The 25474-nt window shown below is 72.2% G+C and carries 24 protein-coding genes; 13 read left to right on the top strand and 11 right to left on the bottom strand.

What is annotated here, in order from left to right; genetic code table 11:
- Positions 1-5: 5 nt before the first annotated feature.
- From ADL15_RS18600 to ADL15_RS18560, 9 genes are all read left to right on the top strand, one after another.
- Complete coding sequence (locus ADL15_RS18600) at positions 6-383, top strand: VOC family protein (protein WP_067692361.1); 378 nt, start codon at positions 6-8, stop codon at positions 381-383.
- Positions 376-693, top strand: a complete 318-nt coding sequence (locus tag ADL15_RS18595; protein WP_067692465.1) for an ArsR/SmtB family transcription factor — start codon at positions 376-378, stop codon at positions 691-693. The genes ADL15_RS18600 and ADL15_RS18595 overlap by 8 nt, the downstream gene beginning before the upstream one ends.
- Positions 686-1108 carry an SRPBCC family protein gene (locus tag ADL15_RS18590; RefSeq protein ID WP_067692358.1) on the top strand — a complete coding sequence of 141 codons (423 nt, stop codon included), beginning with the start codon at positions 686-688 and terminating at the stop codon, positions 1106-1108. Before ADL15_RS18595 ends, ADL15_RS18590 begins: the two co-directional genes overlap by 8 nt.
- 52 nt (positions 1109-1160) lie before the next feature.
- Complete coding sequence (locus ADL15_RS18585; RefSeq protein WP_067692355.1) at positions 1161-2111, top strand: RNA polymerase subunit sigma-70; 951 nt, start codon at positions 1161-1163, stop codon at positions 2109-2111.
- Positions 2112-2136: 25 nt separating this feature from the next.
- Positions 2137-2829, top strand: coding sequence for an SDR family NAD(P)-dependent oxidoreductase (locus ADL15_RS18580; protein ID WP_067692352.1), 693 nt, complete (start codon positions 2137-2139; stop codon positions 2827-2829).
- Between the two features lie 10 nt (positions 2830-2839).
- On the top strand, positions 2840-3607 hold the full coding sequence (locus tag ADL15_RS18575) for an aminotransferase class IV (protein ID WP_067692349.1): 768 nt from the start codon (positions 2840-2842) through the stop codon (positions 3605-3607).
- A 61-nt stretch (positions 3608-3668) separates the two neighbouring features.
- Positions 3669-3929 carry a BatC protein gene (locus ADL15_RS18570; RefSeq protein ID WP_067692346.1) on the top strand — a complete coding sequence of 87 codons (261 nt, stop codon included), beginning with the start codon at positions 3669-3671 and terminating at the stop codon, positions 3927-3929.
- On the top strand, positions 3898-5154 hold the full coding sequence (locus ADL15_RS18565) for a cupin domain-containing protein (RefSeq protein ID WP_067692343.1): 1257 nt from the start codon (positions 3898-3900) through the stop codon (positions 5152-5154). Before ADL15_RS18570 ends, ADL15_RS18565 begins: the two co-directional genes overlap by 32 nt.
- Before the next feature lie 110 nt (positions 5155-5264).
- Positions 5265-6839 (top strand): MDR family MFS transporter, encoded by a 1575-nt coding sequence (locus ADL15_RS18560; RefSeq protein WP_067692340.1) that lies wholly within the window; start codon positions 5265-5267, stop codon positions 6837-6839.
- Between the two features lie 1269 nt (positions 6840-8108).
- Here the strand turns inward: ADL15_RS18560 and ADL15_RS18555 are convergent.
- From ADL15_RS18555 to ADL15_RS18540, 4 genes are all read right to left on the bottom strand, one after another.
- Positions 8109-8687 carry a TetR/AcrR family transcriptional regulator gene (locus tag ADL15_RS18555; protein ID WP_083971420.1) on the bottom strand — a complete coding sequence of 193 codons (579 nt, stop codon included), beginning with the start codon at positions 8685-8687 and terminating at the stop codon, positions 8109-8111.
- Between the two features lie 75 nt (positions 8688-8762).
- The gene (locus ADL15_RS18550; RefSeq protein ID WP_232344203.1) at positions 8763-11003 is read right to left on the bottom strand and encodes a putative bifunctional diguanylate cyclase/phosphodiesterase; all 2241 of its coding nucleotides are present in this window, start codon (positions 11001-11003) and stop codon (positions 8763-8765) included.
- Positions 11004-11072: 69 nt separating this feature from the next.
- Positions 11073-11684 (bottom strand): L-type lectin-domain containing protein, encoded by a 612-nt coding sequence (locus ADL15_RS18545; protein ID WP_067692331.1) that lies wholly within the window; start codon positions 11682-11684, stop codon positions 11073-11075.
- Positions 11685-11731: 47 nt separating this feature from the next.
- The gene (locus tag ADL15_RS18540; protein WP_067692328.1) at positions 11732-12685 is read right to left on the bottom strand and encodes a helix-turn-helix transcriptional regulator; all 954 of its coding nucleotides are present in this window, start codon (positions 12683-12685) and stop codon (positions 11732-11734) included.
- A 54-nt stretch (positions 12686-12739) separates the two neighbouring features.
- On the opposite strand from ADL15_RS18540, the gene ADL15_RS18535 reads away from it, so the two are divergent.
- Positions 12740-13408 carry an alpha/beta fold hydrolase gene (locus tag ADL15_RS18535; protein WP_067692326.1) on the top strand — a complete coding sequence of 223 codons (669 nt, stop codon included), beginning with the start codon at positions 12740-12742 and terminating at the stop codon, positions 13406-13408.
- Positions 13409-13418: 10 nt separating this feature from the next.
- Here ADL15_RS18535 and ADL15_RS18530 read toward each other — a convergent pair whose 3' ends face one another.
- Positions 13419-14117: a hypothetical protein gene (locus ADL15_RS18530; RefSeq protein WP_067692323.1), complete on the bottom strand. Its 699-nt coding sequence runs from the start codon at positions 14115-14117 to the stop codon at positions 13419-13421.
- 78 nt (positions 14118-14195) lie between these two features.
- Between ADL15_RS18530 and ADL15_RS18525 the strand changes: the two genes are divergently transcribed.
- Entirely contained in the window at positions 14196-15530 is a 1335-nt protein-coding gene (locus tag ADL15_RS18525) for an AI-2E family transporter (RefSeq protein WP_067692320.1), read from the top strand.
- A gap of 152 nt (positions 15531-15682) precedes the next feature.
- Here ADL15_RS18525 and ADL15_RS18520 read toward each other — a convergent pair whose 3' ends face one another.
- Complete coding sequence (locus ADL15_RS18520) at positions 15683-18385, bottom strand: alpha/beta hydrolase family protein (protein ID WP_067692315.1); 2703 nt, start codon at positions 18383-18385, stop codon at positions 15683-15685.
- Between the two features lie 187 nt (positions 18386-18572).
- On the bottom strand, positions 18573-19568 hold the full coding sequence (locus ADL15_RS18515; RefSeq protein WP_067692313.1) for an aldo/keto reductase: 996 nt from the start codon (positions 19566-19568) through the stop codon (positions 18573-18575).
- A gap of 102 nt (positions 19569-19670) precedes the next feature.
- Here ADL15_RS18515 and ADL15_RS18510 point away from each other — a divergent pair, with 102 nt between their 5' ends.
- The gene (locus ADL15_RS18510; RefSeq protein ID WP_067692311.1) at positions 19671-20531 is read left to right on the top strand and encodes a helix-turn-helix transcriptional regulator; all 861 of its coding nucleotides are present in this window, start codon (positions 19671-19673) and stop codon (positions 20529-20531) included.
- A gap of 48 nt (positions 20532-20579) precedes the next feature.
- Positions 20580-21473, top strand: a complete 894-nt coding sequence (locus ADL15_RS18505) for an NAD(P)/FAD-dependent oxidoreductase (RefSeq protein WP_083971417.1) — start codon at positions 20580-20582, stop codon at positions 21471-21473.
- 52 nt (positions 21474-21525) lie between these two features.
- Here ADL15_RS18505 and ADL15_RS18500 read toward each other — a convergent pair whose 3' ends face one another.
- The 4 genes from ADL15_RS18500 to ADL15_RS55400 all read right to left on the bottom strand — a co-directional run bounded on the left by ADL15_RS18500 (position 21526) and on the right by ADL15_RS55400 (position 25412).
- Positions 21526-23436: a glycosyltransferase family 2 protein gene (locus ADL15_RS18500; protein WP_067692304.1), complete on the bottom strand. Its 1911-nt coding sequence runs from the start codon at positions 23434-23436 to the stop codon at positions 21526-21528.
- 76 nt (positions 23437-23512) lie between these two features.
- Positions 23513-24109: a hypothetical protein gene (locus ADL15_RS18495; RefSeq protein ID WP_067692301.1), complete on the bottom strand. Its 597-nt coding sequence runs from the start codon at positions 24107-24109 to the stop codon at positions 23513-23515.
- Positions 24110-24165: 56 nt separating this feature from the next.
- Positions 24166-24582, bottom strand: a complete 417-nt coding sequence (locus tag ADL15_RS55405) for a RidA family protein (protein ID WP_067692298.1) — start codon at positions 24580-24582, stop codon at positions 24166-24168.
- Positions 24583-24602: 20 nt separating this feature from the next.
- The gene (locus ADL15_RS55400; protein WP_067692295.1) at positions 24603-25412 is read right to left on the bottom strand and encodes an NAD(P)-dependent oxidoreductase; all 810 of its coding nucleotides are present in this window, start codon (positions 25410-25412) and stop codon (positions 24603-24605) included.
- Positions 25413-25474 lie beyond the last annotated feature (62 nt).

The raw sequence follows: 25474 nt of genomic DNA, 5'->3' as shown, positions 1-25474 counted from the left end.
CCGGCATGGCTATCACTCACCTCGACGTGGTCTCCCTGCCGGTCAGCGACCAGGAGCGGGCCCGGGACTTCTACGTCGGCACTCTGGGCTTCGAGCTGCTCCGGCAGAACGCGATGGGCCCCGCCCAGCAGTGGATCCAGGTCGCGCCGAAGGGCGGGCAGACCTCGATCACCCTGGTCACCTGGTTCGACACCATGCCGCCGGGCTCGCTGCAGGGCCTTGTCCTGCACACCGACGACCTCGACGCCGAGGTCGCGGCGCTCGCCGCGAAGGGTGTGCCGGTGCCGGACGGGGTGCAGGACGCGCCGTGGGGCCGGTTCGCGGTCGTCACCGACCCGGACGGCAACCGCCTCGTCCTGAGTGGGCGGCCGCCGCGTGCCTGACGTCGACGTCTTCACCGCGCTGGCCAACCCGACCCGGCGCGAGGTGCTCCGGCTGCTCCGTGAGGACGGCCCGCACCCGGTGAACCGGCTGGCCGGCCGGTTCGACATGCGCCGGCCCAGCTTCTCCGAGCACCTGCGCCTGCTCAAGGACGCCGGCCTGGTCACCGAGCGCCGGGACGGCCGTGAACGGGTGTACTCGCTGCGCGCCGAACCGCTGCACGAGCTGGCCGGCTGGCTGGCGCCGTACGAGAGCTTCTGGTCAGCCCGCCTCGGTGACCTGGCAGCCCTGCTGGAGGCCGAGGATGACTGAACCCGTGACCATCGAGGTCGACCAGTTCCTGCGGCACCCGCCCGCCAAGGTGTGGCGGGCGCTGACCGACCCGGAGCGGCTCTCCCGCTGGCTGATGCCGACCGATTTCGCCCCGGCGGTCGGGCACCGGTTCACCTTCCGCACCGGCCCGCGCCCGGGTTTCGACGGCATCGTGCGCTGCGAGGTGCTCGCCCTGGACCCGGAACGGCTGATGCGCTGGGCGTGGCGCGGCGGCACCCTGGACAGCACGGTCACCTGGACGCTGCAGGCCGAGGGGCACGGCACCCGGCTGTTGCTGCGGCACGAGGGCTTCGACCCGTCGGACCCGCTGCAGCGGGCCGCGCTGGAGATGATGGGCCGGGGCTGGCGCTCGCACCTGATGCGACGGTTGGAGCAGGAACTCGGCACGCCGTGACCCGGTGAGTTCCGGGCGGCGCGCGGGTCCGTACCTCGAAGGGGGTGTTCGGATGGATGCCGGGTTCACCGAGACGGCCGGGCCGCTGCGGCGGGAGATCCTGGCGCACTGCTATCGGATGCTGGGGTCGGCGGCCGACGCCGAGGACGCGGTGCAGGACACGTTCGTCCGGGCGTGGCGGGCCTTCGACCGGTTCGAGGGGCGCTCGTCAGTGCGCACGTGGCTGCACCAGATCGCCACCAACGTCTGCCTGCGGCTGATCGAGCAGCGTGGGCGTCGCGCGCTCCCGGCCGGGCTCGGCGCACCGGAACCGGACTGGCACCGGCCCGCGCGCCCCGCGCCCGCGGACACCCGGTGGATCCTGCCGCTGCCCGCCGACCCCGCCGACCAGGCCGGTGCGCGCGAGCGGGTCCGGCTGGCGTTCACCGCCGCACTGCAGCACCTGCCGGCCCGTCAGCGCGCGGTCCTGCTCCTGCGCGACGTCGCCGACCTGCCCGCCGACCAGGTGGCGACGATGCTGGACACCACGACGGTCGCGGTCAACAGTGCCCTGCTGCGGGCCCGCGAGCGGATCGCCCGCCAGGCGCCCGACCCGGATCTGATGAGTTCCCGCGACGGTTTCGAGGATCAAGAGCGATTGCGACGGTACGTCGAAGCGTTCGAAAGGGCCGACGTCACCGCGCTGGCCACGGTGGTCCGCGACGACGTCACCCTGGAGATGCCGCCGCACGTCACCTGGTTCGCCGGCCGCACCCCGGTGCTGGGCTTCCTCGGCGCGCACGTGCTGCGCGAGCCGGACCTGTTCACCATGCACCCGGTGACGCCGGGCGCCAACGGTCAGCCCACGTTCGCCATGTACGCGGGCGGCGAGGCGCATGCCCTGCACGTGCTGGACCTCGAGCCGGGCGGGATCCGGCGGATCCACATCTTCCTGCAACCGGACCTGTTCCCGGTCTTCGGCCACCCGATGACTCTCGCCGCCACTCGGGATCTGCACAGCTGACCCGACAAGTGCTGTGGAGGAAACGATGAACGGAAAGTCCGTAGTGGTGGTCGGCGGCAGCCGCGGTCTGGGGCTCGGTGTGGCCGGCGCGGCCCGGGCGGCGGGCGCCCGGGTGACCGTGGTGGCCCGCGGGATCAGCCCGGCCGACGGGGTGCCCGGCGACGCCACCGACGAGCTCTTCGCGGCGAAGGTGCTCGCCGAACACCGCCCCGACCTGCTGGTGATCACGGCGGGGGCGGCGCCGGAGATGCTGCCGCTGACCGGGCACACCTGGGAGAGCTTCTCGGCGAACTGGCACAGCGACGTACGGATCGCCTTCACCTGGCTGCGCGCCGCCCTGACCCTGCCGCTGGCGCCCGGCTCCCGGGTGGTGGTCTTCGGCAGCGCCGCCGAGCTGCGCGGTTCCCCGCTCAGCGGCGGGTACGCGGGTGCCAAGGCCACGGTCCGGCTGATCGCGGGCTACGCGGCCGGTGAGGCTCGCGACCTGGGCATCACGGTCACCACCGTGCTGCCGGGGATCACTCCCGGCACCGGGGTGGGTGAGACCGCGATCCGGGCGTACGCGAAAGCCTCGAAAATCTCCCGGGACGAGTTCACCGGAAGGCTGACCGCGGCCGCGACCCCGGAGTCCACCGGCCGGGACATCCTCGCCCTGACCGGCACCGACCCGGCCTACCTGATCGACGCCGACGGATGGAGGCCACTGCCCGCCGCCTAGGGTGCGGTGCATGGCTCATGTGGAGATCGACGGTGCGCCGGCCTCGCTCGACGCCCTGTACCGGGCGGCGACCTGGAACTTCGGGCACTTCACCTCGATGCAGGTGCGCGGGCGGGCGGTGGCCGGGCTGGAGTTCCACCTGCGCCGGTTGCGGGAGGCGTCGGCCGTGCTGTTCCCCGGTGAGACGCCGCCCGCCGACCAGCGTGTCCTCGACCTGATCGGGCACGCGCTGGGTGCGGAGCGGGACGCGTCGGTGCGGGTCACCGTGCTGCCCGGCGCGACCGTGATGGTGTCGGTCGCCGAGCCGGCCCCGGATGCCGCGCAGGCACCGCTGCGGCTGCGGACCATCACCTACGAACGGGAGCTGCCGCAGCTCAAGCACGTCGCCACGCTCGGTCTGACCCACCACTACCTGGCCGCTCGCCGCGACGGCTTCGACGACGTGCTCTTCGCCGGACGTGACGGGAACGTGCGCGAGGGCTCGGTCTGGAACCTGGTGGCCTTCGACGGCGAGCGGGTGATCTGGCCGGACGCGCCGATGCTGACCGGCGTGACGATCCAGGTGCTGCGGCGCGGCCTGGCCAAGCTCGGCGTCCCGGCGGAGCACCGGGTTCTCACCACCGCGTCCCTGGCGGGGCTGAGCGCGGCGGCGGCCAACTCACACTGCCCGGCCCAGCCGATCGCGGCGGTGGACGGTACGGACCTGGCCGCCCACGAGCCCCTGACCGGGCTGTTGTGGCGGGCCTGGCGCGAGGTCCCGTGGGACGAGCTCGGTTAAATCTGATCTTTCCGGGTATCCCGTGACGGTCATACGCAGCGCGAAAAAGTAGGGGATCAGCATGGGACTCAGCGACCAGGAAATCATCAGCTCGGACCCGGCCGGCCAGGCCGGTGAGGGCCCCGCGGACGGCGGCGCGAACCCGCTGGGCCACGACGGCGGCGCCGACGGGGGAGCGGGCCAGGAAGGACCGGCCGACGGCGGTGCCGACACCGACGCGGTCGACGGCGGTGCCGACGGTGGCGCCTCCGGCGAGGGTCCGGCGGACGGGGGAGCGAACGCCGCCGGCCATGACGGTGCCGCCGACGGACCGGCTGTCTGAGCCGGAACGGATGACCTCCACCCTGGCCCGTGCCGTCGCCGCCGACCGCGACGAGTTCGCCGCCACCTTCTGGGGGCGTCTCCCGTTGCTGTCCCGGGCCGCCGATCTCGGCGGCCCGGACGGGTTCCACGATCTGATCTCCTCGGCCGCCGTCGACGAGCTGCTGAGCCGCCGCGGTCTGCGCACCCCGTTCCTGCGGGTGGCGCAGCATGGCAAGGTGCTGCCGGTCGGGCAGTACACCGGTGGCGGCGGCGCCGGGGCCGAGATCGCCGACCAGGTGCACGACGACAAGGTGCTGCGGCTGTTCGCCGGTGGCGCCACGCTGGTCCTGCAGGGACTGCACCGGCTGTGGCCGCCGGTGATCGACTTCGCCGGGCGGCTGGGCGCCGAGCTGCGGCAGTCGTTGCAGGTCAACGCGTACCTGTCGCCGCCGTCGAGTCAGGGGTTCGACACCCACTACGACACCCACGACGTGTTCGTGCTGCAGGTGGAGGGGGTCAAACGCTGGCGGGTGCATCCGCCGGTGCTGCCCGATCCGCTCGAGCGGCAGCCGTGGGGCGGGCGGGCCGACGAGGTGGGCGCCACCGCGGAGGGTGAACCGCTGCTCGACGTGGAACTGCACCCCGGCGACGCGCTGTACCTGCCGCGCGGCTGGCTGCACTCGGCGCGGACCGAGAGCGGCAGATCACTGCACCTGACGGTCGGTGTGCGCGCGCTGACCCGCTTCGACCTGGTCGAGGAGCTGTTGACCGCGGCCGCGGCGGAACCCCGGTTGCGGGCTTCCCTGCCGTACGGAATGGATGTCACGGACCTGGATGTGGTCGGCGCCGAACTTGCCGCGACCGTTGCCGCCCTGCGGTCCTGGCTGCTGACCGCGGACCCGGCGGCGATCGCCGAACGTCTCCGCGAGCGGTCCTGGGTCTTGAAGCGCCCGGAGCCGATCTCCCCGATGAGGCAGCTCGATTTCGCCGGCGCGCTCACCCCGGACGACGTGATCGTGGTGCGTGGCGGCCTGCGCTGGACGATGACCGGGTCCGGGGAACGGGTGACACTGCAGCTCGCCGGCCGAACCCTGGAGTTGCCGGCCAGCTGCGAGTCCGCGGTGCGCATGTCGCTTGACGGCTCTCCGCACCGGGTCGGTGACCTGCCGTTACCCGATGACGCCGACCGGCTGGTGCTGGCCCGGCGTCTGCTGATCGAGGGAGTGCTGATTCCCGAGGCGTGACTCTCGTCACCTGATACCTAGCCGGGCGGCAGGCTAAATTGGTCCCGTGGCCGGCCGATGGAACACCCGTCGGCGGCCCCGCACGACCGAGACGAGAGAAGGAACCATCCATGGCGGAACCGGACACCCGGGCACCCGAGAAGGCCGGGCTGGGGTTCACGCACCGGGAGATCCTGGTGACGATGAGCGGCCTGGTCATCGCGATGCTGCTCGCCCAGCTGGACAACATGATCGTTGCTCCGGCGCTGCCGACCATCGTCGGTGACCTCGGCGGGCTCGAGCACCTGTCCTGGGTGACCACCGGCTACATCCTGGCCACCACGATCGCCACGCCGATCTGGGGCAAGCTCGGTGACCTGTACGGCCGCCGGATCACGTTCGTCGCCGCCGTCGCGCTGTTCCTGGTCGGTTCGATGCTGTGCGGCATGGCGCAGAACATGGCCGAGCTGATCGGCTTCCGCGCCGTGCAGGGCCTCGGCGCCGGCGGCCTGATCGTCGGCGTGCTGTCGATCATCGGCGAGATGATCCCGCCCCGGGACCGCAGCAAGTACCAGGGCGTCATGATGGCGGTCATGCCGGTCGCCATGATAGGTGGCCCGCTGATCGGCGGCGCCATCACCGACCACCTGTCGTGGCGCTGGGCGTTCTACGTCAACCTGCCGCTCGGCCTGGTCGCCCTGGTGGTCAGTTGGATCACCCTGGCCCGCCTGCCGCGCGGCACCGGCCACGCCAAGATCGACTGGTGGGGCACCGGCCTGCTCACCGTCTGGATCACGTCGCTGGTCCTGGTCGCCACGTGGGGCGGCACCGAATACGCCTGGGGCTCCCCGCAGATCCTCGGCCTGATCGCGCTGACCGTTGCCGGTCTGGGCGCGTTCATCGTGGTCGAGCGCCGCCAGCCGGAACCGATCATGCCGCTGCGCGTGTTCAAGAACCGCAACTTCGTGCTGGCCGGTGGCATCGCGTTCGTGTCCGGCTTCGCGCTGTTCGGCGCGATCGGCTACCTCCCGCAGTACCAGCAGTTCGTCCAGGGCTCCTCGGCCACCAACAGCGGCCTGCTGCTGATGCCGATGATGGCCTCGGTCATGGTGGTCAGCATCGTGGTCGGCAACCTGATCAGCCGCACCGGCCGCTACCGGATCTTCCCGATCATCGGCGGTGTCCTGGTCGTCGCCGGGATGTTCCTGTTCAGCACGGTCGACCTGCACACCTCGAAGACCGCCACCGCGCTCTACATGGTGGTCCTCGGCGCCGGTATGGGCGGCATCATGCAGACCAGCACGCTGATCGCGCAGAACAGCCTGGAGATGCGGGACATGGGCGCCGGCACCGGAGTCTCCACGTTCCTGCGGAACATGGGCAGCTCCCTCGGCGTCTCGATCCTCGGCGCGATCTACGCACACCACCTGACCACGTCCCTGGCGGACTCGGGCGCGTCGGCGGCGGGCGGCACGATCTCGGCGTCGTCGATGACCCCGGCGGCCCTGCGCGCCATGCCGGAAGCGGTCCGCGAGGTCTTCCAGCGCGCGGTCACCGACGGCATCAGCAACCTGTTCGTCTGGGGCAGCGCGGTCGCGGTGCTCGGCGTCGTGGTGGCGCTGTTCGTCACCCACGTCCCGCTCCGCGGCGGCAAGGCGGTCGCCACGGTCAAGCCGGCCGAGACCCCGGTCCCGGTCGCTCACTGATCATTTTCTGCCACGCAGGGTCCGTCGTTTCCTGACGGACCCTGCGTTTTTCCTTTCGGTACGACTACGGAGCGCCCGTCCGTAGGCTACGAGCCACGTCCCGTGCTGGTCTCGCGCCGGGCCGCCCACCCTCCGGACCGTGGCGCGCCGCTCGGTCGTGGGTGGCAGCGCGAGGTCGCGGCCCGCTCCGGACCGCAGCGCGCCTCCAGGCCCCGGCTGGTTCTCACGGCCGTTTCGCGCGGGTCTTAGGGGCCGCCAGCGCCAGCTGGGTGTGCCCGAATACCGCTGGATCTTGATGGGTCGTTGGCGGCCGGAACCGTCTGGCCCGTGAGGTCATCCCGGTCCGCCCCCACGGAAGTCAGCGGTCGGCAGGCTCCGTCGTCGGTCTTGGCGACCCGGGCTCCGTCCGTGATCAAACCTGACGCTGGCGGTATGGGCTCACGCTTGCCGGCCGGTGCCGGGTGCGGCCGTCACCACGTGAACGACCCCGGTCGCAGCGTGCTCGTCGGTCCAGCGTGCGTTCCGGTTCCCGGCTGGTGCTCAGGGGTGCCTCCCCGCCCCCGAGGCACCCCTGAGCGCCAGCCACCAACACCGAGCATGCGGGCGCTGGCGAGGGTGCACATGCCGCTCGGATGCACCTGCCACTGCTGGGCGGGGTGGGGCGGTGAGAGTCCGCAATGCCAGATCGCGTGCGCTCGCCGCCCACCTGGGGGCGGTAGCCGCACGCACAACCCGACCGCGGACCGCCACCGCCCCGAACCCGACCCACCGCGGACCCCTGCCGCCCCTTCAACGCCGAGCGCGGACTCCGGCCGCCCCACCGGTGCCGAGCGCGGACTTCCACCGCCCCTTCAGCCCTGAGCGCGGACTCCGGCCGCCCCGTCGGCGCCGAGCGTGGACTGCCACCGCCCCACCGGCATTGATCACTCACGCTGACTGGTGCACCAACACTGAGCGACTGGACATCCCGGCCCGCAACGACACCCCTACCCACCTGCACCCGAACACATCGGGACCACCCCAAGACCCCGCAGGGCCCCACCGAGATCAAAATGGGCTGAGCGGCATTGCGGTGTGCCCGGCTGGTGCTGGTGGTCGTATCAGCGGCGTTGATACGACCACCAGCACCAGCCGGACTGGGCGGCGTGGCAGACCGCGCTCGGCGCCGACGGGGCGGCAGGGGTCCGCGCCCGGAAACCACGATGGACGCGCGCCGGTCGGGTCCGGCGAGCTGAACCGGCCGTGAGACGACGATGCGCGCTCGCCGGATCACACGGGCTTGCCGCCGCGGAGGATCTCCAGGGCTATGGGGTAGGCGGAGGCTCGCAACGTGGCCTCGTCGCCGTCGTCCTCGATCGAGGCGGTGACCGCGGCGATCTGGAACGCCGACAGCGCCAGCCGCACCCGCAACCGCTGCTCGGGACCAGCGCCCTCCGGCGACAGCGACTCGATCAACGACCGCATGGCGCTCTTGATCTCCGCGCCGATCGGCAGGCCGTGGATCTCGGTGTAGTTCTGCCGGACCAGCATGACCAGGTCGAGGCCCCACCGCTCCTGGTGCGCGGCGAACCCGCGCAGCAGCGCCTCCTGCCCGTCCGCGGTCAGCGGCCGCGCGGCGTCCACCACCAGGGCGTTGATCCCGTCCAGATAGCCGCGCAGGATCGCGGTGAGGATCTCCTCTTTGGTCCGGAAGTGGAAATACAGCGCGGCCTTGGTGATCCCGAGCTGCTCGGCGATCTCCCGCAGCGACGTCGCGGTGTACCCCCGCTGCGCGAACAGGCTCAGCGCGACCCCGACCGCCCGCTCCCGGGTGTCGGTCCGCCGGCTGTCCACTCCGTCGCTGCGCACCCGGTACCCGCCTTACGTCGAAAGGCCAGATAAATAGCCTGACGGAAGGCTAGCAAACCACGCGATGCGCAGATCTCACGCCGCCGCGCGGTCCTGGGCCTGCTGCAGCAGCGCGTTGATGTCGGCCGGGGGCATCGGGTGGGCGAAGTGGAAGCCCTGGGCCTGGCGGTAGCCCAGTTCATAGAGCCGCCGGGCCTGCTCCGCGGTCTCGACGCCCTCGGCGACCGTGCGCAGGCCCATGGTGTCGGCGATGCCGGTCAGGGCGATGGCGATGGCCTCCTGCTGCGGGCTGCCACCGAGGCCGTCGACGAACGACTTGTCGACCTTGATGATGTCCACCGGGCAGGTGCGCAACAGGCCGAGCGACGAGTGGCCGGTGCCGAAGTCGTCCAGGGCGATGCTGACACCCAGCCGGGACAGCGCGTGCACGGTGGACAGGGCGCGGCCGCCGGTGAACACCGCGGTCTCGGTGATCTCGATGGTGAGCTGGGCGGCCGGTACGCCGTGCCGGGCCAGCGCCGCGGCCACCACCTCGGGCAGCGCCGGGTCGAGCAGCTGGCGGGCCGAGACGTTCACCGCCACCGAGCGCAGCGCGTCCGGCCCGTACGCCCGGCGCCACGCCGCGGTCTGCGCGCACGCGGTGTCGAGGATCCACGCGCCGAGTTCCACGATCAGCCCGGTGTCCTCGGTGACCGGGATGAAGTCGGCGGGGGAGACCACCCGGCCGTCCGGCTGCCGCCAGCGCACCAGCGACTCGACGCTGAGCATCCGGCCGCCCGGCAACTCCACGATCGGCTGGTAGAGCAGGTAGAACTCGCCGGCGGTGAGCGCCCGGCGCAGGTCCGCGGCGATCGTGGCGCGCTGGGTGAGCCGCTGTTCCAGGGACGCGTCGTAGCGGACCAGGCCGCCGTCCAGCCCGGTGGCCGCCTCGCGCAGGGCGAGCTCGGCCTGCCGGTAGAGGTCGGTGCTGCCCTCGGCGATGCCGATCGACACCTCGACGAGCACGTCGTGGCCGGCCGCGGTGAGCGGTTCCGCGTTCGCGGTGGCCAGCCGGGACACGAAGTCGTCGGCTCCGGGCAGCAGCACCCCGAACTCGTCACCGCCGAGTCGTGCCACCACGTGTGGGCCGGCGACGGCGAGCAACCGGGTGGCGAAGGCGGTCAGCAGCGCGTCGCCTGCTGTCGTACCCAATTGGTCGTTTATCGATCTGAACTCCTTGAGGTCGAGCAGGACCACGGCGTGCGGTTCGGTCACCTCGGCGACCGCGGCGGTGAAGTAGCGGCGGCTGAACAACCCGGTCAGGTCGTCGTGCATGGCCTGGTGGGCGACGGTGTCCAGCAGCGTGCCGTTCTCGGCCAGCGCGATCGCCTGCCGGGACACCACGAGCAGCAGCAACAGCGTGGTCCCGGCGACCTGGGTGGTGCTCAGATGCCCGGTACGGATGAAGAGCGTCGCCACCAGAACGCTGGTCAGCCCGGTCGCGACCAGCGGGATCGCGGTGCCCCGCCGGTACGCCGGCAGGTCCAGCCGCTGCCGGGCCCGGGACTGACCGCGGGCGACGTGACGGCACTGGGCGGCCGCGGCGAGCGTGCCGAACAGCCCGACGAACGGCAGCACCGCGGCACTGCCGTTGAGGTGCGGCCACGGTTTCAGCAGGGTCATGAAGACCGTGGAGAGCGGCCCGGCCAGCCCGATCGGCGCCAGCCACCACAGCGCGCCGCGCGGCACCGGGCTGCGCTGCGCCGACATGATCTTCACGACGACGACCACGCCGGCCGCGGCGATCGCCATCATCGCGATGTTCAGCCACCACGCGGCGGCGCTGACGCCGAACCGCTCGATGAACCAGCCGGAGTACTCCGAGGCGGCGATCCCGCCGGTCACCACGACCACCGTCACGTCGAGCACGGCGGTGGTGACCTGCCGCCACGAGCTGCCGCCGCCCGGCAGGCGCAGCAGCCCGGCGATCGCCAGGAGCGTGCCGATCACGTAGAACAGCAGCGTGTGACCGCTGATCGGGGGCATGTCGGTGTAGGGGCGGGTGAGGATGTCGACGGTCTGGCTCATCGACGCGACGAGCACGCCACCCATGGCGATCGACTCGCGGCGCCAGAACGTCCGGAGGTCGCCGTCGGTCCTCGCGGCGGCGCTGCGGAACGCGGCGACGGCCAGCCCCGGGCCGATCACGGCGGGCGCCCAGACCAGCAGGTTCGAGAACGGGACGTGCAGGCCGAACAGGATCAGCAGGACCTCGGCGACGGCCATCAGCAGGGCGATCGGTGCGTACCATGCCCGGTGTGAAGGCGTCCGTGTCACGTCGCCTCCTTCCGTCCCGGCTTCTCCCCCCACGACGCGAAATCGGCGGTGACGGCGCGGACCTGAGTGCTACGTGTGCAGCGACCAGTTGAGGATGTCCTGCTTCGCGGTGGCGGTGCCGCTGGCGCCGGTGAATCCGATCCAGGCGGTGGCCGCGCCGAGCCGGTCGGTCAGGTCGACGGTCCGGTTGATCACCAGGTGTGGTTCGGCCTCGCCGCCGGGGCCGCCCACATAGACCCGCAGGGCATGGGTGTCACCCCGGTAGACGACGCGGGCGCGGAACGGCGCGCCGAACAGCGGCACCGGCGCCGCGGCGGTGGCCACCGGCTGCCGGTGATCGCGGGTGAGGACCAGGGCGACGTGGTCGTCGAACTCGACCGCCAAGGTCCGGTTGTGCTGCGGCCCATCGGCACGCAGGACGAACGCGATGTCGGCGGCCTCGGCGGTACCGTGGTGCAGCAGCACCTCGAAGGTGGTGTCGAACGAGCCGGTCAGGTCGATCCGCTCGCCGAGCCAGGCCGAGCCGTTCTGCCGCCGCCCGCCGTCGGTGAGCCGCAGGATCGGCCAGCGCGACGGTCCGGCCTTGGCGATCGCGGCGCTGCCGTTGAGGTGCATGGCGGTGGCGGGCGCGAAGTTCACCCACTCGAAGTCCGGCCCCGCCGCTACCGGCGCGGGAACCATCAGCAGAAGCCCTGCGGAGAAAAGGTACGAACGTCGCATACCCTAATTTAGCCGAGCGCTCCGCCGAACCGGGCAGCCACCACCGCGACGGCGTCGCGCAGCTCCGGGCCCTCCTCGACGGTGAACGCGAACGGGATGGTGGCCAGCCACTCCTGGGCGTACATCGCCGGGTTCTGGGTGCTGCCGGTCAGCACGCAACGGTCACCGGCCGCTTCGAGGACACCCATCGGCGGGCGCACCCACGGCGCCACCTGCTCCATCGGGGCGTGGAACACCACGCGGGTCGGGTGGGCCCAGCCCTTGCCGAGGTTCTCCTCGAGCACCGCGACCGGGTCGAGGCCCTCCGGCGGGGTGAACCGGTGCGCGGTGCGCCGCACGGCACGGATCCGGTCCACCCGGTAGGTCCGGATCGCGGCGGCGCGGTGGGAGTGGCACAGCAGGTACCAGCGGCCGTACCGGACGACGACCGCCCACGGATCGACCTCGGCCTCGAAGTCGTCGGCACGGTCGCGCCGGTAGGTCACCACCACGCTCCGCCTGTCGGCGATCGCCGAGACCAGGGCACTCGCGGTCGCCGGATCGGTCCGGGCCGCTTCGGGGTCAGGAGCAATTGCCGCGTACGCCCGGAGCGCCGCCGCCTGCCGCCCGATCCCGTCCGGCAGCGCCCGGATCACCTTGCCCAGCGCCGCCCCGACCGGATCATCGGCGCCCGCCGCGCCCGGCAGCCCGTCGAGCACCGTCATGACCAGGCCGAGCGCCTGCTCCTCGGTGAACACCACCGGGGGCAGCCGGGCGCCGCGACCCAGCCGGAACCCGCCGTACGGCCCGCGCACCGACTCGACCGGGACGCCGGCCTCGCGCAGGATCGCGACGTAGCGCCGGGCCGCGCGCTCGCTCACGCCCAGCGCGGTGGCGAGCTGCTCGGCGGTCGTGCCCGGGCGCTCCCGCAGGATCTCCATGGTGCGCAGCGCCCGCGCGGTGGGACTCGATCCGTTCGACACGTCGCGAACGGTACCGGAAGCCGATCGTCCGGAATGGGCTCTAGATTGCTCGGCATGACTGCAGAACAGCTTGTCCTCGTCGGTGGCCTGTGGCTCGACGCGGCCGCGTGGGACGAGGTCGTCGCCGACCTGACGAAACAGGGCCGCGACGTCGTGGCGGTGCGCCTGCCGGTGCACGCCGGCGCGACCCTGGCCGACCAGGCGGCGGCGGTGCTCGCCGCCGTGGACGCGGCACCCGGCCGCTCCGTGGTGGTCGGCCACTCGGCCGCCAGCACCCTCGCCTGGCTCGCCGCCGACGCCCGCCCGGACCGGGTGGCGAAGGTGGCGATGATCGGCGGGTGGCCCCGGGCCGGTGGCCAGACGTACGGTGACTTCTTCGCGATCAAGGACGGCGAGATGCCGTTCCCGGGCTGGGCCGAGTTCGAGGCGGACGCCGCCGACCTGGACGCGGCGGCCCGGGCGGCGTTCACCGCCGCGGCCGTCGCCGTCCCGGAGCACGTCGCCACCGGCGTCGTCACCTACACCGACGAGCGACGCTACGACGTGCCGGTCGTGCTGATCTGCCCGGAGTTCACCCCGGAGCAGGCCCGGGAGTGGCTCGCCGCCGGTGACCTGCCCGAGCTGACCCCGGTCAAGAACCTCGACACCGTCGACATCGACTCCGGGCACTGGCCGATGCTGACCAGCCCGGCCGAGCTGGCCGGGCTCATCGCCGCGCTCTGAGCGGGTCGCTTCAGGGGGAGAGCAGGTCGGGGATGATGCCCTCCCCCAGGAGTGCCCGGAGCCCGTACAGCGCGAACGAGACGGCGACCGAGATCAGGAACGCCGTGACCAGACCGCGCAGGCCGCGCAGCCGGTGCTCCGAGCCGTCGTCCTTCAACGGCGGGAACACGGTCGGCTTGGTCCACGGCACCTCACGGAACGTCCAGTAGAGCAACCCCAGCCCGAACGGGACCAGGGCGAACAGCCAGAACCAGTACCACTTGGTGCCGATCACCGGCGGGCGCCCGGCCAGGATCATGCCGAGGAACACCACGGTGAACAGCAGGCCGATCCCGTTGATCAGGGTGCTCAGGGCCAGCACGTTGGCGGACGGGGACTCGGCCACCGACGCGCGCAGCTGGGCGATCTGGGTGGCGTCGCCGTTGGTGTCGATCCAATGGGTGCGGTTGTCCGGCGTGCGCCAGGCGAAGACGGTCGGGGCGGTGCCCCCGCCGTAGAGCATCGGCACCGAGAACCACCGGTCCGGGCCGTTGTCGTTCCAGTGCGCACCCCACTCGTACGCGACGACCCGGCCGGCCGCGATGTCCGCCGTGGCCCGCTCGACATCGGTCTGCCGGGGTGCACTCCACCACGCCGCACCGGCCGCCACCACCCACGCCGCGATCAGTATCAGCCGTGCGGCGCGCCACCAAGATCCACCCGAAGCCATGCGTCGACCATAAACCTGCCGGACAAGCATGAAATCGCACGTCCCCGGGCATCTCAGCGGCAACCGAAGGGGAAGTCGATGAGCTGGACACAGACGGTCCGGGAGCGTACCCGGGCCTCGATCGCCGCGGCAGCGAACCGCAACGTGCCACCGCCGTTCACGGTCGGCCCCGATCTGCAGGAGCCGGTGGCGCCGGTGGTGCTGGTCAACCAGACACCGAACAGCGCCGACGTGCTGCCCCGCGGGGTCCGGACGGCCGGCGCCTGGGCGTGGCGGTTCATCCTGTTCATCGTGGCGGGCTACCTGCTGCTGCGGATCATCGCGCTGCTGCAGGTGGTGCTGATCCCGATCGCGGTCGCGCTGCTGCTGGCCGCGATGTTCCAGCCGGCCGCCGCCGCGCTGGTCCGGCGAGGAGCCAAGAAATCCCTGGCCGCCGGTGTCGTGCTGATCGCCGCGCTGGTGCTGGTCTTCGGCGGGCTCGGGCTGATCGTGCGGACCTTCATCGGTCAGCTCGACACGCTCTCCGCGAAGGTCGGTGACGGCCTCGGCGAGGTGCAGCGCTGGCTGGCGAACAGCCCGATGCACGTCACCGACGCGCAGCTGAACACGTACGTCGACAAGATCCGCGAGACGATCACGTCGAGCCAGGGCTCCATCACGACGGGCGCGCTGAACACCGCGGCGACCGTCGGCGAGGTGGTCACCGGGTTCTTCCTGGTGCTGTTCACGCTGTTCTTCTTCCTGCGTGACGGCGGCCAGATCTGGGCGTTCATCTGCCGGCTGCTGCCGCGTGAGGCCCGGGTGCCGACCGCTCGCTCCGGGCACTACGCGTGGCACACGCTGGTGTCGTACGTGCGGGCCACCGTGCTGGTGGCCTTCGTGGACGCGGTCGGTATCGGCATCGGCCTGCTCGTGCTGCGGGTGCCGATGGCGATCCCGCTGGCCGCCCTGGTCTTCCTGGGCGCGTTCATCCCGGTGGTCGGTGCGGCCATCAGCGGCGTGGCGGCGGTGCTGATCGCGCTGGTCGCGAACGGCCCGGCGACCGCGCTCGCCGTGCTCGCCGTGGTGATCGCCGTGCAGCAGCTGGAGGGCCACGTCCTGCAGCCGCTGATCATGGGCCGGGCGGTGGCGTTGCACCCGCTCGCGGTGATCCTGGCGATCGCGATCGGCATCGTGGTGGCCGGCATCGTCGGCGGCCTGGTCGCGGTGCCGCTGCTCGCGGTGCTGAACACCGCGATCCGCTATTTGGTGAGCCACCCGAACGGCGAGCCCACCCCGGACCGCGAATCGCCGGGCACCGAACCGGCCGACGACGACGAGGCCGAGCGGGAGGACCGGGCCGAGGACGCCGTGCGCAGTCTCGACCCGACCAGCCCCCCGCCCGCCTCGACCTCGGTCCCGGCCGGGGCCTAGGGCAGCGGCTGGTGCTCAGGGGTGTCTCAACGCCGTTGAGACACCCCTGAGCACCAGCCAGGATCGGGAGGCGCGTCGCGGCCCGGACCGGGCCGCGACATCGCGCGAGCAAACGGCCCCGCAACCGGTGACGGTTGCGGGGCCGTTTCCGGTCAGTCGGTGAGCGTGCCGTCGGCGATCGCGGCCGGGATCGGGTCGCTGAAGTCCGGCGGGTACAGCAGCACCTGGAAGCGGACGTGCTCGGCGCCCTCGGCCACGCCGTCCGCGACGGTCGGCACCGCGAACTCCACCGACGTGGTGCCCGGCTCGATCTCGACGAACGGCTGCAGGCCGGTGCCGGACAGCGGCCGGGACGGCTCCGGATCCTCGCCGGAGTTGTTCTGGAACCACTCCGGGTCGACGTCGGTCGACGACAACTCCGGCCCGGTCGCCGGCGCCTGCGGCGCCAGGAGCAGGTAGAGATAGCTGTCGGCGGGCGCCGACAGGTGCAGCGTCCAGGTCAGCGGCGAACCCTCGGCCGCGGTGGCCGGCGCGACCGTCACGGTCGGCACCGGGTCGTCCTCGCGGACGTGCAGACCGCCGATGTAGTCGCCCACCACCGCATTGCTGATCGCCTTCGCGGCGAGCGGATAGCGCTGGTCACCGCCGTAGGTGGTGTTGCCCACCACCGGGATCGGCACCGGGACCCGGGACGCGCCCGGCTTGACGGCCGCCACCCAGGACCGGATGTCGCCGGTGACCGGGTCGCTCAGGAACAGCCGCACCTTGGCCTTCAACCGGCCGTGCGACACCACCGGCACCGAGTAGGTCGTGGAGCCCGCGTCGCCCTCGTCGACGGTCAGGCCACCGACGTCGACGCGGTCGAGTGCGGCCGGTCGGGGCGCCGGGCTGCCCGGCTGCCATCCCCAGGCGTCGATCAGCCACGCCGGGCCGGAACCCTGCGGGGTGATTTCCAACCCCGCGATGGTACGCAGGGAGCGCGGCAGCGGAAGCCGGACCTCCTGCGCCCAGTACGACGTGGTCAGCTCGGTACCGGGCACCCCGGTGACCGTGGTGCTGCCCAGCGAGGTGCGCCGGCCCCGGCCGTCGGTGACGGTCACGGCGAACGAGGTGGCGGGAGCGTTCGGCGGCACGATCAGCCGCAGGGCCAGCGCCTTGGATCCGGTCACCGGCATCGCCGTGGCCGGTCGCAGCGTGGCGGTGGCGCCGCCGGTGAGCGCGACAGCGACCCGCTCGGGTTCCGGCCCGGCGAACGCCACGAAGTGCGGCGACCCACCGACCCACGAGTTGTTGACCAGGCACGCCTTCTCCGGCTGGTCGGCGACCTGGTCACAGAGCTTGGCGTTGCGTACCGTCAGATCTTGACTGGGAATGATCACCGGAGTGCGGCGGGCGCCGATCGCGTGGGTCAGCACCCGCGCCGGGCCGGCCGACCGCGCCCGGACACCGGAACCGTCCAGCAGCGGGCGAGCCCGGTCGTCCCCGCCGACGAACAGCCGCGCCGCGGTCGCGATGTACGTGGCGCCGACCGTCTGCTCCTGCTGCGGGGTGAGCCGCGTCGGAGCGAAGCCGGGCGTGCAGAGCGGATCGGGTTCTTCGCTGCCGAAGTCGTCGGTGGCCGGCCCGATCGCCTGCCCCGGCGTCCACTCGGTGTTGAAGTAGTTGTGGTTGGCGCCGATCACGTAGAGCGCGCTGTGCAGCGCTCGCCCGGCGCCGATGCCCCGGGACGCGTCGATGAACAGCTGCCCCTGCAGGTCGGAGACGTCGCCGTCACAGCCGGGCAGGATCGTCGCCGACGGCACCTCGGGGTGCGGGTTCTGCCCGAAAATGGTCGGCCCGATCAGCAGCAGTCCGCGGATCGTCCAGCGGACCCGGCCGTGGTAGTCGTCCTGCGCGGCCGGCGGCGGGGTGAGACTGTCCAGCGCGGCCCGGCTGACGCCCTCGCCGCCGCGGGAGTGTCCCATCAGGAAGACCTTCGACAGGTCCGCGCGCGGCGCCTTCCGCACGATGGCGGGTGCGTTCCGGCGCCCGCTGCCGGCCCAGTCGGCCCAGTGCGCGAGGTGCATGCGGACCAGGGACGAGCGGGCCTGCGCGCCGTAGTCGTCGTCGCCGTTGTCGTACGCGTTGATGCCGTTGGCCGAGATCGACACCGTGACGTAGCCCTGCGAGGCGAGCAGCTGCTGCGCCTGCAGGTAACCGCGGTAGCTGGGCACCGGCTGGGACCCGGTGGCGCAGGGCCAGGCCAGGCTGATCGAGTCCAGGTCGTTGCCGGTGAAACACGTCCAGTGCCGGCCGTGCAGGAACAGCGCCAGCGGCCGGCGGCCCGGCGCGTTCGTCGGCGCGACCACGACGGCCTGCATCTCGACCGGCACCGGATAGTCCGACAGGTGCACGCCGGGCAGCGTGTATTCACCGGTCGTCGTCGCGTACGGTCCCTTGACCCCGGGGTCGACCGGGTTCGCCGGTTGCGCGGGACCGGCGGAGGGTGCGGTCGCCGCGCGGCGCTGGGGCTGCTTCGGCGCGGCCGCGTCCACCCGCTTGCCGCCGACCCGGACCTGCAGGTCGCTCAGCGGGCCGGACCGGCCCTGCGGCAGGGTGAACGTGCGCAGGTCGGCGGCGCCCTCGGCCCGGCCGAGCAGCCGATCACCGGACCAGAACTCGACAGCCGCGTCACCCGGCGGGATCAGCCGGTCGCTGGTCCAGGTCAGGGCCTGCTTTTGTCCGTCGGCGCCGTCGAGGGACCAGCCGGGTGGCAGCGCGCTAGCCGCCGGTTCCGGTGGATCGGCCCAGGCGGGAGCCGACGTTCCGAGCAGCAGAGTGCTTGCCACCACCGCGGCGGCCAAGATTCTTCGCATGCCGCCTGTCTAGTAGAGGCATGCAAATCAATCTATCGTCGGCACGTCCGGACCCCGGCTGGCCCTCAGGGGTGTCATCCCCGCCTCGAGACACCCCGCAGAGCCAGCCGGCCACCGCAACGGGCGCCGCGGCGAGTTGCCGACGCCGACGCCGGCCGGTCCGTGGCCCCGCGCGGAGGCCGGCCGGTCAGTTGCCGACGCCGACGCCGGCCATGAACGCCGACGGGTAGCGGTCGCCGCGCGCCGCGCCCTTCGGCACCGCCCGCTCGATCTCGGCCAGCTCCTCCGCCGTGAACGTCACGTCGAGGGCCGGCAGCGCCTCGGCCAGCCGCACCCGGGTGCGGGCGCCGACCACCGGCACGATGTCCTGGCCCTGCGCGGCGACCCAGGCGATGGCGAGCTGAGCGACCGTGCAGCCCTTGGCCTCGGCGATCCGGCGCAGCGCGGTGACCAGGGCCAGGTTGTGGTCGGCGTTCTCGCCCTGGAATCGCGGCATCATCCCGCGGTGGTCGCCGGCGCGCACCTCGGCCGGGTTCCAGTGCCCGGAGATCAGGCCGCGGCTCAGCACACCGTAGGCGGTCATCCCGATCCCCAGCTCCCGCAGCACCGGCAGCACCTCGGCCTCCACCGCCCGGCTGATCAGCGAATACTCGATCTGCAGGTCGGCGATCGGGTGCACCGCGTGCGCCCGCCGGATCGTCTCGGCGCCGACCTCGGAGAGCCCGACGTGCCGCACGTACCCGGCGTCGATCATCTCCTTGATCGCGCCGACGGTCTCCTCGATCGGCACCGCCGGGTCGAGCCGGGCCGGGCGGTAGACGTCGATGTAGTCGACGCCCAGCCGGGTCAGCGAGTAGGCCAGCAGGTTCTTCACCGCGACCGGCCGCCCGTCCTGCCCGTTGAATCCGCCACCGGGCTGGGTCAGGCCGCCGAACTTCACGCTCAGCAGGTAGTCCTCGCGCTTGCGGCCCCGCAGCGCCTCGGCGAGCAGCATCTCGTTGTGCCCGGTCGCGTAGTGGTCGCCGGTGTCGATCAGCGTTACGCCGGCGTCCAGCGCGGCGTGCACGGTGGCGATGCTCTCGGCCCGGTCGGCGTCGCCGTAGGCGCCGTTCGACATGCCCATCGCGCCGAGGCCGAGGGCGGAGACGGCCGGACCGGTGTTTCCCAGCATTCGTGTCTGCATGCCGTTGAGCCTGCGCCGGGATCCGGGGGTGCGGGAGCGGAGCGCTTATCGTGGGAGAGCCACTCCCTGTCTCGCCCGGGTCTGGCGAGGGACCATGGTGGCATGCAGCGTGACCAGCTCGCCGACTTCCTGCGCCGCCGCCGCGAGGCGATCCGCCCGGCCGAGGTCGGCATCGCCGAAGGACCCCGCCGGCGCACCACCGGCCTGCGCCGCGAAGAGGTGGCGATGCTCGCCGGCATGTCGGTCGACTACGTGGTCCGCCTCGAACAGGGCCGCAGCAGCCAGCCGTCGACCCAGCTGCTCACCGCCCTGGCCCGCGCCCTGCGCCTCTCCGACGACCAGCGCGACCACCTGTTCCGCCTGGCCGGCCACCAGCCACCACCCGCCGACGGCGTCGCCCGCCTGGCCCGCGCCGGCCTGGTCCGCATGCTCGACCTGCTCCGCGACACCCCCGCCATGGTCATCTCCGACCTCGGCGAGGTCCTGGCCCAGAACCGCACCTCGATCCTGGTAGCCGGCGACCACAGCGGCTTCACCGGCGACCGCCGCTACCTGATCTACCGCTGGTTCACCGAACCCGACGCCCGAGCCGGTCACCCCCAGTCCGAAATTGATCGCCACGCCCGCCAGATCGTCTCCGACCTGCGCGCCGTCGTCGGCCGCCGCTCCGGCGACCCGGTCGTCACCGGCCTGCTCACTCGGCTGCAGGCAGCCAGCCCCCACTTCCGCGAGCTCTGGGACGAACACGAGGTCGGCGTCCGCCGCGCGGACCGCAAAACGCTGATCCACCCGAGGGTCGGCCCGCTCCTGATGGACTGCGAGACGCTCGTGACCCCGGACCTGGGCCAGCAGCTGGTGGTCCTGACCCCGGCCGACGCCGACACCCGCGACCGACTCAACCTCCTGCGGGTCCTCGGCACCGAGGAATTCCCCGCGTCGCTGTCCGGCACCGGCCCTCGCTGACGGCCTCGTCCGAGGTCCCGTGACTGGCCGGTCGGTAGGGTCTTGACCATGGACGTTGTCGTGGTGGGCGCCGGGATCGCCGGGCTGTCGTGTGCGCAGGCGTTGCGCGAGGGCGGCGCTCGGGTTCGCGTGGTCGAGCGAGGCCGGGTGCCCGGCGGCCGGTTGGCCAGCAAGCGGTACGACGGCCGGTACGCCGACATCGGCGCCGCCTACCTGGTCGCCGACGACCCGGATTTCACCGCGCAGGTCACCTCGTGGGAGTCGCGCGGGCTCGCCCGGCCGTGGACCACCGCCCTGCGGGTCTATCCCGGCGGGCAGGAGACCTCCGGACCGGTGCGGTGGGCGGCGCCCGGCGGGCTGCGGTCACTGGCCGCCGACCTCGCCGCCGGGCTCGACGTACGGCTGTCGACGCCGATCACCACCGTCCCCGAGGACGCGGACGCCGTGGTGCTGGCCATGCCCGGTCCCCAGGCCCTGCGGCTGGCTCCGCCACCGGCGATCGCCATTGCGGCAGGTGCACAGACCTGGCAGCCGGTGATCGCTGCCGTCCTCACCTACCCGTCCCGTGAGTGGGGCGATCTGCGCGGCGCCTTCGTCAACGAGAGTCCACTGCTCGCCACGGTGTGCGACGACGGGGACCGTCGCGGCGACGGCGCCCCGGTGCTCGTCGCTCACTCGACCGCCGCGCTGGCGGCCCGGCATCTGACCGCCCCCGAGTCGGCCGGGCCGATTCTCGCCGAGGCCGTCGGGGAGCTGCTCGGCATCACCGCCGAGCCCGAGGTGCACGTGCACCGCTGGACTTATGCCCAGCCGGTGGCCACGACCGACGCCGCTTATGCCGTGGACGGCCGCGTCTGGCTCTGTGGTGACGCCTTCGGCCGCCCGCGCGTCCAGACCGCGTGGCTCTCCGGCCGTGCGGTGGCCCGGGCCCTGCTCGGCTGAACGGCCGGCAACCGGGAGACCCGCGTCTCCCCGCCACCGGACCGGCCACTGGTCAGGCCGCCCGAGCCAGCTGATCCGGGGACCGGTCCGGCCTGGTGCCGGTGGCCGACACCAGCTCGGCTGTGGTCACGTAACCTGCCTCGACAGCCAGGTCACCCAGGCGTCGCCACGGCCCGTCGGTCATCACCTGCAGGTCGAGCAGTTCGCCGAGCTGCTGCTCGGTGAGCAGCCCCGCGGTCATCAGCAGCTGGCCGACCCGGCGACCCGCGACCACCGGCTGGGCACGGGACCAGCGGCCCAGTGCCAGATGTGCGATCGGCGCCAGGCAGGTGACGATGGTCAGCACGGCCCAGAGGTACAACGACACGAAGCCGTGGTGCCTGGCCACGCCGACGGCGATGCAGACGCCGCTCACCGCGGCCCAGGCCAGGTGTGGCCGGAAGGTACGCCAGGTGTCGCCGGTCGCGGCGGAGCCCTTCGGCGTGACCACGTAGGCGAGCGGGCGTCCCGCCAGCTGGGCAGCCGCCGCGGCCAGGTAGACCGGCGCGGTGACCAGCTCGAGCGCCATGCCGCTCAGGCCCCACGAGCGGCGCTCGTGGGCGACCAGGTTGAACCGGCGGGTGAACTGGACGAAAGCCAGTCCGGCCGCGACGTTGATCAGGAACAGCAGCGCCCAGATCACGCTGGGCAGCCGGGTGATGGTGACCCCGCCGACCAGGTACAGGGCGGTGAGGAAGACACCGCTGAGCCAGGAGATCGCGGTGGTCGGGTAGTGCGTCTGCAAGGCCGCGAAGGACAGTCGCTGGCTCATCTGCGGCATGCGCCGCAACACCGTCGGCGAGTGGTTGCGAGCGATCTGCCAGATCCCGTAGGCCCAGCGTTTCTGTTGGCTGAAGAAGTCGGAGTAGGTCGCCGGCCCCTCACCGACCGCGATCACGTCCGGGGTGTACACGCCGCGCCAGGCGTTGCCGGTGGCCGGGTTGGCCGCTGCGAAGATCACCATCGAGGTGAGGTGGTCCTCGATGATCGAGTCCTGGTACCCGTCGATCTGCTGGAAGGCAGCGGGCCGATAGAGGTGGTTGGTACCGATCAGCAGCGGGGCGCCGCGCCCGTTCCCGCCGCGCTGGATCACCCCGTGGAACAGGTACGCGAGTTCGGCGGCGCCGCGCGCGACGAACGACTCCGTCAGATTGGCGTACACCTGGGGCGCCACCACGAAGGCGGTGTCCGGGTCGGCGAAGTAGCCGAGCGTCCGTTCCAGAAAGTTCGGATAGGGGACGTGATCAGGGTCCATCTGCGCGACCACGTCGTACTCGCTCTCGTGTGCGGAGCGCCAGGCGTTGTGATTGCCGTGTTTGGTACGGGCCTTGAACCCGCCGCTGGGCTGGTTCCAATCCGGCCGGCCCTTGCGGCTGAAGTGGCGCACTCCGAGCCGTTCGCATCGGCGTCGTACCTCGGGGTCGTCGCCCTCGTCGAGCAGCCAGACGTCGAGGACGCCGTCGTGCCGGATCCGCCGCATCGCCCGCAGGGTGGCCATGACCAGTTCGATAGGTTCCTTGCCGGGCACGATCGTGGTCAGCACCGCCACGCGCAGACCGGGCGGGGGCACCATCGGGATCGGGTCCCGGGCCCGGGCGGCGAAGAACGTCAGCACGAGCGTCCGCAGCGCCACGATCACCTGCATGGCGACCATGACGAGCAGCCCGATCACGGAGCAGACCGCCAGGGCGGCATTCCCCGACCTCAGCACCGGCAGGTTCCCCGGCATCAACAGATAGATCGCCAGGGCCATGGCGGCACTCACGTGCAGCAGGCCGAGCGCCCGCAGGGTCCAGTCATCGCGGCGGGTGTACGCCGTCCGGTAGGCGACGCGATCCCGCGTCGGCTGGAGTGCTCCGGTGAGTTCGGTGGCGGCACGCCCGTAGAGGGCACCGGGTATCCGGCGTTCGACGTGGTGGTCCATACCTGATGTGCACCTGTCCTGTCCTTGACTGTTCCCCTCATCGACCGCTCGGACGGTGGTCGGAGCCTTTTGCCGGTCAGAGGGGCGCAGGGTCGGTGCAGGACAGGTGCTGGACCTGGGCGTTGACGCCCAGGTGCGGCAGGACGACCGAGGGGTGCGCGGATCCCGGGGCGGCCGAGGCCGTAGCTGCCGGGACGGGCAGGTCGGCCGGGCGGATGACACCCAGGCAGAAGCGGATTTCGGTCACCGGGTCGGGCAGCGGGATCACGCCGTCGCCGTAGTCGTTGCCGTACGGGTGGCGGCGCTCCAACGGGAGCGGGACGGTGAAGTCGTCGCCGGTGGTGTCACCGGGTGCGAGGACGGTGCCGCTGACCTGCGGAGATACGTACCATGTCATTGTTGTGGTGTCGGGGCGAGGGAAGACCCGTTCCGCGATGGTGACCTGGCCGGGGCCGGAGCCGGTGATGTAGACGCCGGCGGGTGAGTCGCGGTTCAGGGCGATCAGGTCGGTGCCGGAGCGGTTGGTGAGCCGGTAGGTGACGTGGACAGCCCGGTCGCGGACCTCGACGGCCGAGGTGAACTCGACGGCCGGCGGGGTGGTGGTGATCGGCGGGTCGTTGTCGGGTTCGCCGGGGACAACGGAGTCGCAGGCGGCGCAGCCGAGCAGTGTCACGAGGGCGATAACGGTGGGCAAAGTCGGCCGCATGCCACCTGTGACTCGGCCGGGCGCTAAACGGTTCCGCGGTCGGGTGCCGCGGCGACGACTTCGACCTCCAGGGTGAGGCCGGGCAGGAACAGTCCGCTGACCTGGACCGTGGTGCTGGCCGGCGGGTCCGCCGGGAAGATCCGGCGCCGGACCGCGGCGTAGGCCGGGAGATCGGCCAGATCCATCATGTACGTCCGGACGTGCAGGACGTCGCCGAACCCGGCGCCGTGCGCGGCGAGCAGCCCGCCGATGATCTCGAAGATCCGGGTGGCCTGGGCGCCGGTGTCACCGGGTGCGACGACCGCGCCGGCGTCGTCGACCGCCACCTGGCCGGCCAGGGTGAGCAGGGCGCCGCCGGGCAGGTCCAGGCGGGCGACGTTCGCGAACCGGTCCGCGTAGGGCGCGGCCACCGAGGCGGGGTTGTCGAGGGTGAGTTTCACGAAGTCCTCCGGGCTGACAATCAGGCGGGGTTGATCAGGGTGGCCAGGTCGGCGGTGTGGTCGGGGAGCGCTTCGAGCAGGCGCAGGGTGGCGGCGACGACGGGGCGGCCGGCCGGCTCGTCGTGCGTCAGGTGCAGGTCCTTGACGGCGAGGGCGACCGGGAAGTCGGCAGTGGTGCTTGTCGCGCGGCGCAGTGCTCCGCCCAGCGGTCCGGCGGTCAGCAGTTCGGCCGCGACGGCCCGGTTGATGCCGAGCCCTTCCGCGGTCAGCAGGGTGTCGTGCAGCGCGCCGAGAGCGGTCAGCATCGCGGTGTTCAGCATCAGCTTCACGCTGCTCGCGGCGCCGGCCGCACCACATCGCCGGACGGTGCCGAGGTGGTGCAGGACCGGTTCGGCCCGCTGCAGCGCCTCGGAGGTGCCGCCGGCCAGGATGACCAGGGTGCCGGCCGCTGCGGCGTCGACGCTTCCGCCGACCGGGGCGTCCACGAAGTGCACCCCGTCCGGCAGCCGGTCCGCGACCCCCGTCGTCTCCACCGGACCGATCGTCGACATCTGCACCAGGACGGTGCCGGGCCGCAGCGCCGCCACTGCGGCGTTCGTTCCGAACAGGACCGCCTCGACGGCGCGAGCGTCGGTGAGCATGGTGATCACCAGGTCCGCGGCGGCGACCGCCTCGGCGGGCGTGGTGGCGACCTTGGCACCGGTCGCGGCCGCCGCGGTGGTGCGGGACTGGTCGCGGTTCCAGATCGTGACCTGGTGACCGGATTCGTACAGGCGGATGGCGAGGGCGGTGCCCATCCGGCCGGTGCCCAGAACGGTGATCGCTGTCATGGGAACGACGCTAGGGGAGCATGCGCCATGCGACCAACGATTGTCTTGCATGGCTGGCATGC

The sequence above is a fragment of the Actinoplanes awajinensis subsp. mycoplanecinus genome (assembly GCF_001509495.1).
GTDB classification, from domain to species: domain Bacteria; phylum Actinomycetota; class Actinomycetes; order Mycobacteriales; family Micromonosporaceae; genus Actinoplanes; species Actinoplanes palleronii.
The sequence above is the reverse complement of the archived record's forward strand: the minus strand, read 5'-3'. Positions and strand labels throughout refer to the sequence as shown.

Coding starts and splice junctions, on each gene's coding strand:
- ADL15_RS18580 (WP_067692352.1), top strand. CDS start 2,137: ATGAACGGAAAGTCCGTAGTGGTGGTCGGCGGCAGCCGCGGTCTGGGG.
- ADL15_RS55400 (WP_067692295.1), bottom strand. CDS start 25,412: ATGACAGCGATCACCGTTCTGGGCACCGGCCGGATGGGCACCGCCCTC.
- ADL15_RS18505 (WP_083971417.1), top strand. CDS start 20,580: ATGGACGTTGTCGTGGTGGGCGCCGGGATCGCCGGGCTGTCGTGTGCG.
- ADL15_RS18565 (WP_067692343.1), top strand. CDS start 3,898: ATGACGGTGCCGCCGACGGACCGGCTGTCTGAGCCGGAACGGATGACC.
- ADL15_RS18500 (WP_067692304.1), bottom strand. CDS start 23,436: ATGGACCACCACGTCGAACGCCGGATACCCGGTGCCCTCTACGGGCGT.
- ADL15_RS18510 (WP_067692311.1), top strand. CDS start 19,671: ATGCAGCGTGACCAGCTCGCCGACTTCCTGCGCCGCCGCCGCGAGGCG.
- ADL15_RS18600 (WP_067692361.1), top strand. CDS start 6: ATGGCTATCACTCACCTCGACGTGGTCTCCCTGCCGGTCAGCGACCAG.
- ADL15_RS18525 (WP_067692320.1), top strand. CDS start 14,196: ATGAGCTGGACACAGACGGTCCGGGAGCGTACCCGGGCCTCGATCGCC.
- ADL15_RS18530 (WP_067692323.1), bottom strand. CDS start 14,117: ATGGCTTCGGGTGGATCTTGGTGGCGCGCCGCACGGCTGATACTGATC.
- ADL15_RS18590 (WP_067692358.1), top strand. CDS start 686: ATGACTGAACCCGTGACCATCGAGGTCGACCAGTTCCTGCGGCACCCG.
- ADL15_RS18560 (WP_067692340.1), top strand. CDS start 5,265: ATGGCGGAACCGGACACCCGGGCACCCGAGAAGGCCGGGCTGGGGTTC.
- ADL15_RS18570 (WP_067692346.1), top strand. CDS start 3,669: ATGGGACTCAGCGACCAGGAAATCATCAGCTCGGACCCGGCCGGCCAG.
- ADL15_RS18535 (WP_067692326.1), top strand. CDS start 12,740: ATGACTGCAGAACAGCTTGTCCTCGTCGGTGGCCTGTGGCTCGACGCG.
- ADL15_RS18545 (WP_067692331.1), bottom strand. CDS start 11,684: ATGGTTCCCGCGCCGGTAGCGGCGGGGCCGGACTTCGAGTGGGTGAAC.
- ADL15_RS18575 (WP_067692349.1), top strand. CDS start 2,840: ATGGCTCATGTGGAGATCGACGGTGCGCCGGCCTCGCTCGACGCCCTG.
- ADL15_RS18520 (WP_067692315.1), bottom strand. CDS start 18,385: ATGCGAAGAATCTTGGCCGCCGCGGTGGTGGCAAGCACTCTGCTGCTC.
- ADL15_RS18585 (WP_067692355.1), top strand. CDS start 1,161: ATGGATGCCGGGTTCACCGAGACGGCCGGGCCGCTGCGGCGGGAGATC.
- ADL15_RS18515 (WP_067692313.1), bottom strand. CDS start 19,568: ATGCAGACACGAATGCTGGGAAACACCGGTCCGGCCGTCTCCGCCCTC.